Genomic DNA, 14,066 nt, shown 5'->3' with positions numbered 1-14,066 from the left:
ACCTCAGGGCCGGGCGAACAGGAGGGCGCGCTTGACCTCCTGGATGGCCTTGGTGACCTCGATGCCGCGGGGGCAGGCGTCGGTGCAGTTGAAGGTGGTGCGGCAGCGCCAGACGCCTTCGACGTCGTTGAGGATGTCGAGACGCTCGCGGGCGCCCTCGTCGCGGCTGTCGAAGATGAAGCGGTGGGCGTTCACGATCGCGGCCGGGCCGAAGTAGCTGCCGTCGCTCCAGTACACGGGGCAGGAGGTGGTGCAGCAGGCGCACAGGATGCACTTGGTGGTGTCATCGAAGCGGTGCCGGTCGGTCTGGGACTGGATGCGCTCACGGGTCGGCGCGTTACCCGAGGTGATCAGGTACGGCTTCACCGCGCGGAACGCGTCGAAGAACGGCTCCATGTTCACCACGAGGTCCTTCTCCACGGGCAGGCCGCGGATCGGCTCGACGGTGACGGTGAGCTCCTTGCCGTTCTTGGGCAGCATGTCGCGCATCAGCACCTTGCACGCCAGCCGGTTCACACCGTTGATGCGCATGGCGTCCGAACCACAGACACCGTGGGCGCAGGAGCGCCGGAAGGTGAGCGTGCCGTCCAGGTAGGACTTGATGTAGATGAGCACGTTCAGGAAGCGGTCGGTCGGCAGGACCGGCACCTGGAACGAATCCCAGTGCGCGCCCTTGTCGTCCTCCGGGTTGAACCGGGCGACCTTGACCGTCACCATGGTCGACCCGTCGGGCACGGGGGCCGGCTTCTGCCCGGCCGGGGCTTCGGCTACAGCAGTCATCAGTACTTACGCTCCATCGGCTCGTAACGGGTCTGCACGACCGGCTTGAAGTCGAGCTGGATGTCGGCGATCAGCTCCGCCGGCTTACCGGGCTCGACCTGCTTGTACGCCATGGTGTGGCGCATGAAGTTGACGTCGTCGCGGTCGGGGTAGTCCTCGCGGGCGTGGCCGCCGCGCGATTCCTTGCGATTGAGCGCGCCCACGACGGTGACCTCGGCCAGCTCCAGCAGGAAGCCGAGTTCGACGGCCTCGAGCAGGTCGCTGTTGTAGCGCTTGCCCTTGTCCTGCACGGTGATGTGCTGGTAGCGCTCCTTGAGCGCGTGGATGTCGGTCAGCGCCGTCTTGAGGGTCTCCTCGGTGCGGAACACCGCGGCGTTGGCGTCCATGGTGACCTGCAGGTCGGTCCGGATGTCGGCGACCCGCTCGTTGCCGTGGTCGCTCAACAGCAGCGCCAGCCAGTCCTGCACCATCTGCGCCGGGTTCTCCGGCAGCTCGACGAATTCGGTGCGGGCGGCGTATTCGGCGGCGGCGATACCCGAGCGGCGGCCGAACACGTTGATGTCCAGCAGCGAGTTGGTGCCCAGGCGGTTCGAGCCGTGCACCGACACGCAGGCGCACTCACCGGCGGCGTACAGGCCGGGGACCACGTCGGTGTTGTTGCGCAGCACCTCACCGCGGATACGGGTCGGGATGCCACCCATCACGTAGTGACAGGTCGGCATGACCGGCACCGGCTCCTTCACCGGGTCCACACCCAGGTAGGTGCGGGAGAACTCGGTGATGTCGGGCAGCTTCTCCTCGAGCACGTCCTCGCCGAGGTGGGTCACGTCGATGAAGACGTAGTCCTTGTTCGGGCCGCCACCGCGACCCTCGAGGACCTCCTTGACCATCGACCGGGCCACGATGTCGCGGGGCGCGAGGTCCTTGATGGTGGGGGCGTAGCGCTCCATGAAGCGCTCACCGGAGGCGTTGCGCAGGATGCCGCCCTCACCGCGGACGGCCTCGGAGATCAGGATGCCCAGACCGGCCAGGCCCGTCGGATGGAACTGGTGGAACTCCATGTCCTCCAGCGGCAGTCCCTTGCGGAACACGATCGCCATACCGTCACCGGTCAGCGTGTGCGCGTTGGAGGTGGTCTTGTACATCCGGCCGGAACCGCCGGTGGCGAAGATGATCGCCTTGGCGTGGAAGACGTGGATCTCACCGGTGGCCAGCTCGTAGGCGACCACACCGGTGGCGACCGAACCGCGGTCGGTCTCGGTCATCACCAGGTCGAGCACGTAGAACTCGTTGTAGAACTCCACGTCGTGCTTGACGCAGTTCTGGTAGAGCGTCTGCAGGATCATGTGGCCGGTGCGGTCGGCGGCGTAGCAGGCGCGGCGCACGGGCGCCTTGCCGTGATCGCGGGTGTGACCGCCGAAGCGACGCTGGTCGATCTTGCCCTCGGGCGTCCGGTTGAACGGCAGGCCCATCTTCTCCAGGTCCAGCACCGCGTCGATGGCCTCCTTGGCCATGATCTCCGCGGCGTCCTGGTCGACCAGGTAGTCACCACCCTTGACGGTGTCGAAGGTGTGCCATTCCCAGTTGTCTTCTTCGACGTTGGCCAGCGCGGCGCACATACCGCCCTGGGCCGCGCCGGTGTGGCTGCGGGTCGGGTACAGCTTGGTCAGCACGGCGGTGCGGGCCCGGGGGCCGGCCTCGATCGCCGCACGCATCCCCGCGCCGCCGGCACCGACGATGACCACGTCGTAGCGGTGCTCCTGAACCGGTCGAGTCTCACTCATCGCGGAGGCGTTCCTAACTGATGTTGGGGTCGAAGGTGAAGATGACGTAGGTGCCCACGCCCATGATCAGAATCATGGCGACGGCCAGCAGGGTCTTCAGCCAGAAGCGGGTGGAGTCCTTGCGGGAGTAGTCGTCGATGACCGTGCGCAGGCCGTTGCCGCCGTGCAGCTGCGCCAGCCACAGCATGGCCAGATCCCAGCACTGCCAGAACGGGCTGGCCCAGCGGCCGGCCACGAAGCCGAAGTTCAGCCGCTTCACGCCGCCGTCGAGCATCAGCATGATCGTCATGTGGCCGAACACCAGCACGATCAGCAGCAGGCCGGAGAAGCGCATGAACAGCCACGCGTACTTCTCGAAGTTGTTGCCGGAGGAACGGCGCGGGGTGCGCGGCGAGTCGAGGCTGGCGGGCCGGTCGTAGGACTTGCCGAGAACAGGTGCGGTCATATCAGTGCTCCGTCAGCAGGTAGAAGAACTGGCGGCCGACGCCGGCGGCGGAGACCAGAACCCAGATGGTGAGCACGATCCACAGCATCAGGCGCTGGTACTTGGGGCCCTTGGACCAGAAGTCGATCAGGATGACGCGGACGCCGTTGAGCGCGTGGAACAGCACGCAGACGACCAGGCCCATCTCCATGAGGGCCACGACCGGGTTCTTGTAGGTCTCGATGGCCCGGTTGTAGGTGTCCGGGCTGACCCGCACCAGAGCGGTGTCGAGTACGTGGACGAACAGGAAGAAGAAGATCGTGACACCGGTGATCCGGTGCATCGCCCAGGACCACATACCCGGGTCGCCGCGGTACAGGGTCTTCCGCTTCGGCTGGGCCGGAGCTTCCAGTGTGGTCGTCATAGAGTGCGGTGCCTCCAACGTCGTTGATGGACACGCCGGCGAGCCGGCAGTCGGATCCGGTCGCAGCTTCGGCATACGCCGAGCATGTGAATCTGGAGAAACACCAGCTCATCTCGGGCGCTGACATCCGGAGGCGGTGGCCGGCGGTGCGTTGCCAAACCTGGACCGATCTGTGGAGAACTCTAATCCCCGGCGATTCGCGGAACTAATTCGGCGTGCCGTGCGTTGAGCCTCCAAGCGGGGAGTTAGGTTTGCCTTGCCTGAATGTTCGACAGCGTCGCGATGCCATTTCTACGCTGTCATATCAACCATTCGAGCGGAGGTCCGATATGCCGGAAATTGATTGGGATTCCCTGCGTCACAACGCATTTCGAGTAATGCGTAATGCGTATGCACCGTACTCCGGCTTTCCGGTCGGCGCCGCCGCTCTCACGGCCGGCGGTTCCATTGTGAGCGGTTGCAATGTGGAAAATGTCTCATACGGCCTCGGCGTCTGCGCCGAAACTGTACTCGTCGGTAACTTCTGTTCTTCCGGCGGTGGCCGTTTGCTGGCGATCGCGGTCTGTGATTCGCACGGGGAAATCCTGATGCCCTGCGGACGGTGCCGGCAGGTGCTCTACGAGCACGGCGGACCGGACCTGCTCGTCGATCATCGCGACGGCCCGGTTCCGCTGGCGAGGTTGCTGCCGGACGCCTTCGGGCCGGACGATCTGGCCGCCGGCCGGACGTGATGTGAATTTCCGCACCCCCAACGGGATCTGGAAGGCTTTTCGCCATGACCCATACGGCGGTGTCGGTGATCGCGGCCAAGCGCGACGGTGCGGAACTCGACGACGAGCAGATCGACTGGGTGGTCGACGCATTCACCCGTGGCGAGGTCGCCGACGAACAGATGTCGGCCCTGGCGATGGCGATCGTGCTGCGCGGTATGACGCGGCGCGAACTCGACCGATGGACCGCCGCGATGATCGCCTCCGGCCGGCGGATGGACTTCACCGACCTGCCCCGGCCGACCGTCGACAAACACTCCACGGGCGGTGTCGGCGACAAGATCACCCTGCCGCTGGCGCCGCTCGTGGCCGCCTGTGGGGCGGCGGTCCCGCAGCTGTCGGGCCGCGGCCTGGGCCACACCGGCGGAACCCTGGACAAATTGGAGTCGATTCCGGGCTGGCGGGCCGATCTGGACCCGGCGCGGATGCGCTCGATCCTCACCGATCCGGAAATCGGCGCGGTGATCTGTGCGGCGGGAGCGGATCTGGCGCCTGCCGACAAGCGCCTGTACGCGCTGCGCGATGTCACCGGCACCGTGGAATCGGTTCCGCTGATCGCCAGTTCGATCATGAGCAAGAAGATCGCCGAGGGGACCGGCGCTCTCGTCCTGGATGTGAAGGTCGGCGGCGGCGCGTTCATGAAGAACTTCCGTGACGCCACCGAATTGGCCACGGCCATGGTCGAATTGGGGACCGACGCCGGGGTGCGGACGGTCGCGTTGCTGACGGCGATGGACACTCCGCTCGGGCGTACGGCGGGCAATGCGCTCGAGGTCGCCGAAGCGGTGGAGGTGCTGGCCGGCGGTGGCCCCGCGGATGTCGTGGAGCTGACGGTGGCGCTGGCGCGAGAAATGGTGGCGCAGGCCGGAATTCACGATATCGATCCCGCCGATGCGCTGGCCGACGGCCGCGCGATGGATCGCTGGCGGGCGATGATCGCGGCGCAGGGCGGTGATCCCGGCGCGGCGCTGCCGCGGGCCCGGCACTCCGAAACCCTGGTGGCGCAGGAGTCGGGCATTGTGACTCGGCTGGATGCGATGGCGGTCGGCCTCGCCGCCTGGCGGCTCGGTGCCGGACGCGCGCGTCAGGGCGATCCCGTCCAGTTCGGCGCGGGCATCGAAATGCACTGCAAGCCGGGCGATTCGGTGACGGCCGGGAAGCCGCTGTTCACGCTGCACACCGATTCCGAAGCGGCCGTACCCGCGGCGATCGCGCAACTGCGGGCGGGATACGACATCGGGCCGGTCCCGCCGACCGCGCATCCATTGATCCTCGGCCGGATCGGGCTCTGAGCAATATCAGCTGACCTGTCTATTGTGCCAATAACTAACGGCACGTCGTCTGGGTTGCTATTCTGTGCTCGCACGACCGCAAAATCCGGCTGGTAAGCACCGCCCGCGTGCGGCGGCATTCGATTGCCTAGCGAAGGACGTGTGCTCGTGGGTGCTGTCGCTCTCGGACTCATCTTCGTGTTCATCCTGGCCGCCGGCGGATTACGGTCCGTCGAGGTCGGCTGCCAGAACACGCAGAAATTCCATCTGAAGAACATGTGGTTGTGCGCGGTGGTCTCCTACGCCGTCGCGCTGGCCGGATTCTCGATTTTCCTCGTGATCTCGACCGTGGTCTCGCACTCGCCGTGGCCGACATGGGCCGACGTGGAACGAATGCCCTGGTGGGCGCCGTTCGGCGGGCTGATCGGCGGTGTCGCGGTGCTCGGCATGATCACCGTGGCCAGATATGTCGGTGTCGCCACCTTCAACGCCGTCGTCATCGTGGCCGAAATGTTGGTCGCGCTGGTGATGGACGACCTCGGCGCGATGGGTTTCGCCGAACGGCACGCGACCCCGCCCCGGCTGCTGGCGGCCGCGCTGATCACCGTGGCCGTGTATCTCATGGCGAGCGATTCTCAGGAGGCCGCGCCCCGGCCACCCGCGTTCGTGCCGGGCGGGGAGGCGGCGCGATGACCGCTCGCACCACAGTCCGGCCTGCGACGCTCGGCCGCGGAGCGATGATTCTCGTCTTCGTGCTGATGCTCGTCGGCGGCGCCCTGCGCTCGGTCGAGGCCGGATGCCAGAACTCGCTGAAACTCGCCCTGCACAACGTCTTTCTGTGCGGGGTGATCTCGTATGCGGTGGCGCTCGCCGGTGTGGGCGCGATATTCGCTGTGACACTCGCGATTTCGCCGCGTCAGCCGTGGCCGTCCCGAGCGGATCTGAAGGCGATGCCACGATGGGCTCCCTTCGGTGGGCTCACCGGCGGCGCCGCCATCTTCGCGATGATCACCGTGGCCTCCAGCGTGGGAGTGAGCACGTTCAATGCCCTGATCATCGCCGGTCAGATGCTGCTCGCGGCGGTTATGGACCATTTCGGTGTCATGGGTTTCCCGCGCCGGCCGGTCAGCGCGCAACGACTGGCGGGCTGTGCGTTGATCGTCATGGGCGCGTATCTGATGGCGAAGTACTGAGCCGGGCCCGGCTACACGCGGGCGACCATCGGGCAACGACAGCCCGGCGGGTAGATGCACACCGGGGCAAGTTGCCTGCGCGGGCCCGCGAATGCGGATAGCGTCGTTACATGACTGGACCGATGCCTTTGACTCTCGCCTCGATCCGCCAGGCCCCCAAGGCCGTGCTGCACGACCATCTCGACGGTGGCCTGCGTCCCGCGACCGTGCTCGAACTGGCCGAGGATTGCGGATACGACCAGCTCCCCGCCACCGACGCGGAGGCGCTGGCGCACTGGTTCCGCGAGGCGGCCGACAGCGGATCGCTCGAGCGCTATCTCGAGACCTTCGCCCACACGGTGGCGGTGATGCAGACGCCGGAGGGCCTGCGACGAGTGGCCCGCGAATGCGCGCTGGACCTGGCGGCCGACGGCGTGGTGTACGCCGAGGTCCGCTTCGCGCCCGAACAGCATCTCGAACGCGACCTCACCCTCGACGAGGTCGTCGAGCACACCCTGGCCGGGTTCCGCGAAGGGGAGCGGCTGGCCGCCGAAGCCGGCACTCCCATCCGGGTGACCTGCCTGCTGACCGCCATGCGTCACGCCGCGCGCTCCCGTGAGATCGCCGAACTGACGGTGCGCTTCCGAGACCGCGGCGTCGGCGGATTCGATATCGCGGGAGCCGAGGCGGGCTATCCGCCCTCGCGGCATCTGGACGCCTTCGAATACATGCGGGCCAACTGCGCGCAGTTCACCATTCACGCGGGGGAGGCGTTCGGACTGCCGTCGATCCACGAGGCGCTGGCGTTCTGCGGCTGCGATCGGCTCGGACACGGGGTGCGGATCACCGACGACATCTTCGACAGCGACGGCGCCGAACCCACCCTCGGGCTGGTGGCCAATTATGTACGTGACAAAAGGATTCCGCTCGAGTTGTGCCCCTCGTCGAATGTGCAGACCGGTGCGGTACCGGCTCTGGACAAGCATCCGTTCGACCTGCTGGCCCGGTTGCGGTTCCGGGTCACGGTCAATACCGACAACCGGCTCATGAGCGATACCGACATGAGCCGCGAGATGCTCAAGCTGGTCGAAACATTCGGCTACGGCTGGAGCGATCTGGAACGGTTCACCATCAACGCCATGAAGTCGGCGTTCATCCCGTTCCCGGACCGGCTGCGCATCATCGACGAGGTGATCAAGCCCGGTTACGCCGTCCTCATCGGATGACGACCGCCTCGGGAGCCGGCTAGCCCTTCTCCAGCCGGTTCTCGAAGGCCTGTTCCAGGGCCCGCCAGCTCTCGGCCTCGGCGGTGAACGGCGGACTCGGCGCCAGCCGGGTCGGGTCCGGCTCCAGCAGATAGGAGACGTACCAGCCCAGCGGCGTCGACTTCGCCAGCGCCTGCTCGACCGAGTCGTCGCCGACGTAATCGGCTGCGTCGGTGAACAATTCGACCGCCAGATCGAGCTGGTCGATGTCGACCGACTTGGGGCCCTGCCCCAGATCGTCGGCCAGACCCGGCAGCACGTAGACGTTCTCCTCGGTGACCTCGACCTCGAGCGATCCGTCGACCGCCGCCGTGCGGACCTCACCGTAGGTGCTGACCCGCGCCAGATCGTGGTCGTGATCGTCGGCCAGATAGCGGGCCAGCGCGCGTTCGGAGGGGAAGACGGTGATGGTGCCGTTGCCGCCCAGGAACACCGGTTCGTCGTCCAGATAGCAACGCAGGGTGAAGAATTCGCCCTCGGAGGTGACGATCTTGACGGGGTCGATGCCGACCTCGTGCCAGAAGGTCTCCTCTTCGTCCTCGTCGTCTTCCTCGTCGGTGTCCTCGTCCTCGTCGAGGTCGACCGGTTCGATGTCGTCGTCGTCGGTGTCGGCGGCGTCCTCGGCGTCGACGACGTTCTCCTCGGCGGCCAGCAGTTCCGCCTCGGCCACGGCCAGCGCTTCGGCATCGACCTCGGGCGAGGCCACCACCGAATCGATGGCGTCGATGACCTGGTCCCAGTCCTTGGCGATCGCGTTGCCGACCTGATCCCACAGCTGTTCGCCGTCGCGGCCCACGAACGCGGTCACACCCGCCGGCAGTGCGCCGAGGACCGGGTGCGAGCCGAAGAACTTGGTGACCACCTCGAGTTCGCACACCTCGCCGATGGTGCGGACCATCTCGAGGGTCTCTTCCAGTTCGGCGATGGTCTCCGGGTCGGGCTCACCGGCCGCGAGCTCCGGGACACCGACCAGATCGAAGACGTGCTCCTCGTGGGGCTCCAGTTCGGCGGCGGACAAACCGACGACGACCTTCCAGGACGGATGGTCCACGAGATCGTTGTCGTCGTTGGTCCGGATGAACGCGGCGAGCTCCGCGGGAGAGTCGAATCCGTAGAGCTCGTCCTCGTGACCGAGGAATGCCTCCCACTCGTCGTCACCGTCTCGCCAGCGCGGTGCCCACAGGGTGACCAGATCGCCGTCGGTGAGACCGAGCTCGATCGGGACGATGTCTCCAGAAGCCATGAACGGAAGCCTATCGAGCCGTTGCCTTCGGCACTATTCGGCCCGCCCCCCAACGTTTCCCGATTCGGGTGCGGTGAAGGCGGAATTCAGGGTGGCGACCACCTCGGAGCGCTGCTCTCCCGCGTTCTGCGCAGCTTGCTGGCACGCCCAGATGATCAACTGGCCCACTTCGGCCGGAGAATGGGAGGTGACGGCCTCGGACAGGTCCAGGCCCACGAGGGCGCCGTCGCTGTCGACCTCGACGCTCACCGAACCGTCCTCGGCGGTGAAGCGACCGCGCACGTTCTTGAGGTTGTAGAGCGCGGCCTCGAGGGCCTCGAGTTTATTCGTCGCCGCGGCGACCAGGGCATCCATTTCCGCGCTCACAGTGCGTCCTTTCCGGCATATGCGCTGGCGCTCATGCTGTGCTGATCAGCCGTATGAGCCCGGCCGCTCATACCGGCCTCATCCAGCTGGTGGGTCCGGTGTCCTCGTCGTCCATGCGGTCGAGTTCGTCGACGGCTTCCTGACGGGTGGGCAGGCCCAATTTGTCCAGGATCTCGGTGGGCATGCCGGATTCGGCGAGCAGTTCGCGCCGGCGCGCCTTGGCGACGATCGCCGACCGCTTGGTCAGCCGCAGGATCTCGGCGGCCAAAGCCTGTGCGCCGTAACGGTATTCGCTGCGCTCGAATTTGATCTCCACCGGAATGCCCTGATCGGTGGCCCGCACGCTGATGGTGCCGGCGCGATTGGTGCTGGCGGCGACCGTGACGCTAGGGATCTGCTGCTGCGGCTGGCTCATGACGTCGGCCTGTAGAACCCGTGGAACGCCATTCCCATGTTCTCCGTTCGAATCGAGTCGATCTGCACCGGATCACCGGCCTCGACCATCTGTCCGTTACCGACGACCATCGCGACGTGACCGTCCCAGATGGCCAGATCACCCGGCATCACATCGCCCGGGCTCACCGGTGTCGCGCCGGCGCTCTGATCGCAGGCGAGCCGGGGCAGGTCGACACCGGCTTCGCCGTAGGCCCATTTGGTCAGGCCACTGCAGTCGAGCCCGGCGCCGGGGGTGTTACCACCCCAGACGTACGGCGTGCCGCAGGCGCTGATCGCCGCCTTGACCGCGGTCGCGGCCTTCTGATTGGGTGCCTCGACCTGGCTGCCGTCGGGCAGGGTGATCATGACGCCGCCGTGGCGGCCGGGCTTGTCGGCGCCGGACTGCTGAGCGCCGGGCGTTTTCGTCGCGCCCGAACTCGACCGCGACTGCGTCGCCGCCGAGGCCGGGCTGGTCATACTGCTCATCATCGAACCGCCGCTCGACACCAGCCCGCCGAGCAGTGAACTGGCCGTCTGCGCGCCGGTGCTCAGCGCGGGCGCGGCGACCGAGGCCGCGGCCACCGGGGTGCCCGACATGGACGGCGTCGGCGGGGGCGGGGTCAGTTCGGTCATCGAGGTGGTGTGCGTGTCGAGGTCCGACCGCACCCGGCCGACCACACTCAGAGCCTGCCCGAAATGGTCGATAGCGGAGTTGACCACGGTGATCAGTCCCGGAGGAGTCGTCAGCGCGGGCCCCAGCGCCGTCACCGACTGCACGAACGACTGGACGATTCCGTCGAGTTCCTTCTGCCCCGTCTGCACCGTGGCGGCGGCCTGGCTGACCACGTCGGCCATATCGTTGCCGCGATCCGACATCGTGGCCGCCGAGGTCTGCACCTTGAGCGCCTTGTCCATCGCGGCGTCGCCACCACCGCCGTTCCAGACGTTGGTCATCTGATTGATACTCGCGCTGCCGGCCTGGTGGATTCCGTCGAGGTGGGTGGACACCTGACGCAGCGCGTCGGCCGGGCCGCCCGCCGGCAGCACACCGGAGCCGAAGCTGGTGAGCAGATCGATGAGTGGTTGGGCGAGTGCGTCGAGATCGATGACGCCCGTCATCCGATCGGGCCTTCGGCGGCGCGCAGTGCGGCGGCGTGGGCGGCGTCGGTTTCGGAATAGGTGGTGGCGGCGCCCGTCGCGGCGGCTCCCACACTGCCCATCACCGCGGACAGTTCGCCGATCCCCGCGACATGCCCGGCGTGGGCCGCGGCATAGGCAGCGACGAAATCGCCTCCCACCAGTCCGAAGATCGGGCCGAGCAGAAGCGGGTCGGCCCCGGCGGCACCCGCCGCGGCGACACCCATCTCACCGGCCAGTCCCGCGGCTGTCGCACCGTAGGCGGCGACGCCCTCGGTGTCGACCGAGATCTTGTGCATCAACATCCCCCATCGTGCTGGTCTGGTGGCAGATTACGTCATCCGAGTAGTTCGACGCATGCTCCTGCGCAACGGTTCCCACTCCGGTTGCGGAAATCCGCCCTCGGTTGACGATTCCGAACCCCGACAGACCTTATCGTTCCCTCATGCGTACGCATATCGTGGAACACCCGCTGACGGCCACCCTCCTGACGGCCATGCGCGATGCCCGCACGTCCAACGCGGGTTTCCGCGCGGCACTGGCCGATCTGACCGGATTCCTCGTCTACGAAGCACTGCGGGAAGCCCCGACGCACACCTTCGACATCGACACCCCGGTCGCACCGACCCGGGGCGCCCGGCTGGCGAAACCACCGCTGCTCGTGCCGGTGTTGCGCGCCGGCCTCGGCATGGTCGACGCCGCCAGTGCGCTGATTCCGGAATCCCGCGTGGGTTTCGTCGGCGTGGCGCGCGACGAGCAGACCCATCGTCCGGTGCCGTACATGGAATCGCTGCCGGCGGATCTGGCGGGCCTACCGGTCTTCGTCCTCGATCCGATGCTGGCCACCGGCGGATCCATGCGCCACACCCTGGAACTGCTGTGTGCCCGCAACGCCACCGACATCACCGCCGTCTGTGTCGTCGCCGCCCCGGAAGGCATTGCCGCGCTGGAGAAGTCGGGCCTGCCGGTGCGGTTGGTGACCGCCGCGGTCGACTCCGGACTCAATGCCGACGCCTTCATCGTGCCGGGACTGGGTGATGCGGGCGACCGGCAATTCGGTCCGCGCCACGACTGAGGTCGCCTGGGGAACAGGGGAGCGCGTCGAGCCGCAGCACGGCGCGTCTGCTCGCGCGGTACCGCACGCGAAACCGCCGAGAGTAGGGGTCGCCTGCCGGCCCCCAGCCGCACGACCGCAGCGGTGCGCCGGGACAGACGGGTGCTATTTCGGCGGCGGCCGGAGTCGGGCCGCTACGACCGCCGGTCCGCCGTGGCCCGTCGCTCGGCAGCGGGCCCACCGTTCACAGTTGCTCGCAGAATGCGCGCAGCGCCGATAGACGGTGTGCCGCTATGGATTTCGACTGAATCAGCGCGTCGCGGTCGCGAACCGGCTCGACGACCTCCAGATAGCATTTGAGTTTCGGCTCGGTACCCGACGGGCGGATGACGATGCGCTGCCCATCGCCCTCGAAGATCAACGCGTCGGTCCGCATCCGGCCGCGAACCGTCGACAGGTCGGTGCAGCTGACGGCGACGCCCGCGATGACGTCGGGCGGCGTGTCGCGCAGGCGGGCAACGGCTTGCGCGGCGGCCGCCGGATCGGCCGGCCGCAGTGACACCTGGTCGCCGGCGTGCAGGCCGAACTCCACGGCGTAGTCGTCGAGGACGTCGAGCAGGGAACGCCCCTGCTCTCGCAGACGAGCCGTGAGGTCGGCGGCGGCGATCGCCGCCGTGATGCCGTCCTTGTCGCGCACGGCGGCCGGGTCGACGCAGTGGCCGATGGCCTCTTCGTAGGCGTACACGAGGCCGTCACCGGCGCGGGCGAGCCACTTGAAGCCCGTGAGTGTTTCGGCGTAGCGGGCGCCGCGTGCGGGCGCGAGCTTCCCCAGCAGCCGCGACGACACCACCGTGGTGGCGACCAGGGAGTTCGGCGGCGCGGCACGCAGGACGTAATCGGCCAGCAGCACACCTGTTTCGTCCCCGCGCAGCATGCGCCACCCGTGCGGGCCGGGTACCGCCAGCGCACAGCGATCGGCATCGGGATCGAGGGCGACAGCGAGGTCGGCATCGATCTTCTCCGCCAGTGCCAGCAGCAGATCCGCGGCGCCGGGCTCCTCCGGATTCGGGAATGCCACGGTCGGGAAGTCCGGATCGGGGGTGAACTGTCGCTCGACCACGTGGACGTCCCGGAATCCCGCCGCGGCCAGCGCCGCCACCGCGGTCTCGCCGCCGACACCGTGCATGGGCGTGAGCGCGATCCGGATATCGGGGCGTTGCACCGTCATCCGTTCTCCCGTCCCCGGTTCGCCGTCCCGCTCGAGGACGCCGGGTTCGCGCGCGGTGCCGCCGCGGATGTCGTCGTGTCGCGGTTCGCGCTTGTCGCCCACGGAGTGGTGGCTCGGATGGACCGGGACCGTGCGCGCGCCGCCGATCGTCTCGGGCACGGCGGCGGCTCGCGTCAGGTAGCGGCGAATTATCTCCTTGCCGAGATCGGCTGGGGTGGCATCCGCGGGCAGCGACAGGATCGATGGCGCCGGGGCGCTCGCGGCCGGGGCGATGCGCGGGATCGGTTCGGTGACCGCGTCGATGCAGCGTTCGATCTCGGCGTCGGCGGGCGGGATCAGCTGCGAACCGCCGTCGAGGTAGAGCTTGTAACCGTTGTCCGTGGCGGGGTTGTGGGACGCGGTGATCTGCACCCCAGCCACCGCCCCCAACTCCCGGACCGCGAACGCCACGATCGGCGTCGGCAGCGGGCGCGGCAACGGCAGCACCGAAAAGCCCGCTGCCGCAAACACTTCCGCGGTGACAGTGGCGAACTCCGCGGAGCCGTGGCGGGCGTCGCGGCCGACGATCACCAGGCCGCCGCCCAGACAGCGGTCGCGGAGCCATGCCGCCACACCGGCGCTCGCGCGCGCCACCGTGCCGGCATTCATCCCGTCCGGCCCGTCTTGCAGGGGGCCGCGCAGACCTGCGGTTCCGAATCGCAACATGGCGCTCG

At 67.7% G+C, this 14,066-nt stretch carries 16 protein-coding genes; 6 read left to right on the top strand and 10 right to left on the bottom strand.

Annotation, left to right across the window (positions count from 1 at the left end; genetic code table 11):
• Window positions 1-3 precede the first annotated feature (3 nt).
• The 4 genes from IRT45_RS12035 to sdhC are packed head-to-tail and all read right to left on the bottom strand — an operon-like array spanning window position 4 to window position 3,412.
• Complete coding sequence (locus tag IRT45_RS12035) at window positions 4-780, bottom strand: succinate dehydrogenase iron-sulfur subunit (RefSeq protein ID WP_036498394.1); 777 nt, start codon at window positions 778-780, stop codon at window positions 4-6.
• On the bottom strand, window positions 780-2,564 hold the full coding sequence (sdhA, locus tag IRT45_RS12030) for a succinate dehydrogenase flavoprotein subunit (protein WP_194805918.1): 1,785 nt from the start codon (window positions 2,562-2,564) through the stop codon (window positions 780-782). The genes IRT45_RS12035 and sdhA overlap by 1 nt, the downstream gene beginning before the upstream one ends.
• Before the next feature lie 13 nt (window positions 2,565-2,577).
• Window positions 2,578-3,009 carry a succinate dehydrogenase hydrophobic membrane anchor subunit gene (locus IRT45_RS12025; protein WP_194805917.1) on the bottom strand — a complete coding sequence of 144 codons (432 nt, stop codon included), beginning with the start codon at window positions 3,007-3,009 and terminating at the stop codon, window positions 2,578-2,580.
• A gap of 1 nt (window position 3,010) precedes the next feature.
• On the bottom strand, window positions 3,011-3,412 hold the full coding sequence (sdhC, locus tag IRT45_RS12020) for a succinate dehydrogenase, cytochrome b556 subunit (RefSeq protein WP_194805916.1): 402 nt from the start codon (window positions 3,410-3,412) through the stop codon (window positions 3,011-3,013).
• Window positions 3,413-3,741: 329 nt separating this feature from the next.
• On the opposite strand from sdhC, the gene IRT45_RS12015 reads away from it, so the two are divergent.
• The 5 genes from IRT45_RS12015 to IRT45_RS11995 all read left to right on the top strand — a co-directional run bounded on the left by IRT45_RS12015 (window position 3,742) and on the right by IRT45_RS11995 (window position 7,851).
• A complete protein-coding gene (locus tag IRT45_RS12015) occupies window positions 3,742-4,143 on the top strand; it encodes a cytidine deaminase (protein ID WP_194805915.1) in 402 nt (133 codons plus the stop codon).
• Between the two features lie 44 nt (window positions 4,144-4,187).
• Window positions 4,188-5,474, top strand: a complete 1,287-nt coding sequence (locus IRT45_RS12010; RefSeq protein ID WP_194805914.1) for a thymidine phosphorylase — start codon at window positions 4,188-4,190, stop codon at window positions 5,472-5,474.
• 147 nt (window positions 5,475-5,621) lie between these two features.
• Complete coding sequence (locus IRT45_RS12005; protein WP_194805913.1) at window positions 5,622-6,146, top strand: DMT family transporter; 525 nt, start codon at window positions 5,622-5,624, stop codon at window positions 6,144-6,146.
• A complete protein-coding gene (locus tag IRT45_RS12000) occupies window positions 6,143-6,646 on the top strand; it encodes a DMT family transporter (protein ID WP_194805912.1) in 504 nt (167 codons plus the stop codon). The genes IRT45_RS12005 and IRT45_RS12000 overlap by 4 nt, the downstream gene beginning before the upstream one ends.
• A gap of 110 nt (window positions 6,647-6,756) precedes the next feature.
• Window positions 6,757-7,851, top strand: coding sequence for an adenosine deaminase (locus IRT45_RS11995; protein ID WP_062994112.1), 1,095 nt, complete (start codon window positions 6,757-6,759; stop codon window positions 7,849-7,851).
• 19 nt (window positions 7,852-7,870) lie between these two features.
• Here the strand turns inward: IRT45_RS11995 and IRT45_RS11990 are convergent, their stop codons facing one another.
• The 5 genes from IRT45_RS11990 to IRT45_RS11970 all read right to left on the bottom strand — a co-directional run bounded on the left by IRT45_RS11990 (window position 7,871) and on the right by IRT45_RS11970 (window position 11,370).
• Complete coding sequence (locus IRT45_RS11990) at window positions 7,871-9,133, bottom strand: primosomal protein (protein ID WP_194805911.1); 1,263 nt, start codon at window positions 9,131-9,133, stop codon at window positions 7,871-7,873.
• 33 nt (window positions 9,134-9,166) lie between these two features.
• The gene (locus IRT45_RS11985; protein WP_030513580.1) at window positions 9,167-9,499 is read right to left on the bottom strand and encodes a YbaB/EbfC family nucleoid-associated protein; all 333 of its coding nucleotides are present in this window, start codon (window positions 9,497-9,499) and stop codon (window positions 9,167-9,169) included.
• Between the two features lie 67 nt (window positions 9,500-9,566).
• Complete coding sequence (locus IRT45_RS11980) at window positions 9,567-9,914, bottom strand: hypothetical protein (RefSeq protein WP_036498400.1); 348 nt, start codon at window positions 9,912-9,914, stop codon at window positions 9,567-9,569.
• The gene (locus tag IRT45_RS11975) at window positions 9,911-11,053 is read right to left on the bottom strand and encodes an NlpC/P60 family protein (RefSeq protein WP_194805910.1); all 1,143 of its coding nucleotides are present in this window, start codon (window positions 11,051-11,053) and stop codon (window positions 9,911-9,913) included. The genes IRT45_RS11980 and IRT45_RS11975 overlap by 4 nt, the downstream gene beginning before the upstream one ends.
• Window positions 11,050-11,370 (bottom strand): type VII secretion target, encoded by a 321-nt coding sequence (locus IRT45_RS11970; RefSeq protein WP_194805909.1) that lies wholly within the window; start codon window positions 11,368-11,370, stop codon window positions 11,050-11,052. The genes IRT45_RS11975 and IRT45_RS11970 overlap by 4 nt, the downstream gene beginning before the upstream one ends.
• 146 nt (window positions 11,371-11,516) lie before the next feature.
• Here IRT45_RS11970 and upp point away from each other — a divergent pair, with 146 nt between their 5' ends.
• The gene (gene upp, locus IRT45_RS11965; protein ID WP_194805908.1) at window positions 11,517-12,146 is read left to right on the top strand and encodes a uracil phosphoribosyltransferase; all 630 of its coding nucleotides are present in this window, start codon (window positions 11,517-11,519) and stop codon (window positions 12,144-12,146) included.
• 223 nt (window positions 12,147-12,369) lie between these two features.
• Here the strand turns inward: upp and IRT45_RS11960 are convergent, their stop codons facing one another.
• Window positions 12,370-14,058, bottom strand: coding sequence for a phospho-sugar mutase (locus IRT45_RS11960; protein WP_194805907.1), 1,689 nt, complete (start codon window positions 14,056-14,058; stop codon window positions 12,370-12,372).
• Window positions 14,059-14,066: the final 8 nt, after the last annotated feature.

Origin of the sequence: Nocardia sp. BSTN01 (genome assembly GCF_015354405.1) — a bacterium.
GTDB lineage: Bacteria > Actinomycetota > Actinomycetes > Mycobacteriales > Mycobacteriaceae > Nocardia.
This window is presented reverse-complemented; position numbering and strand designations above follow the sequence as displayed.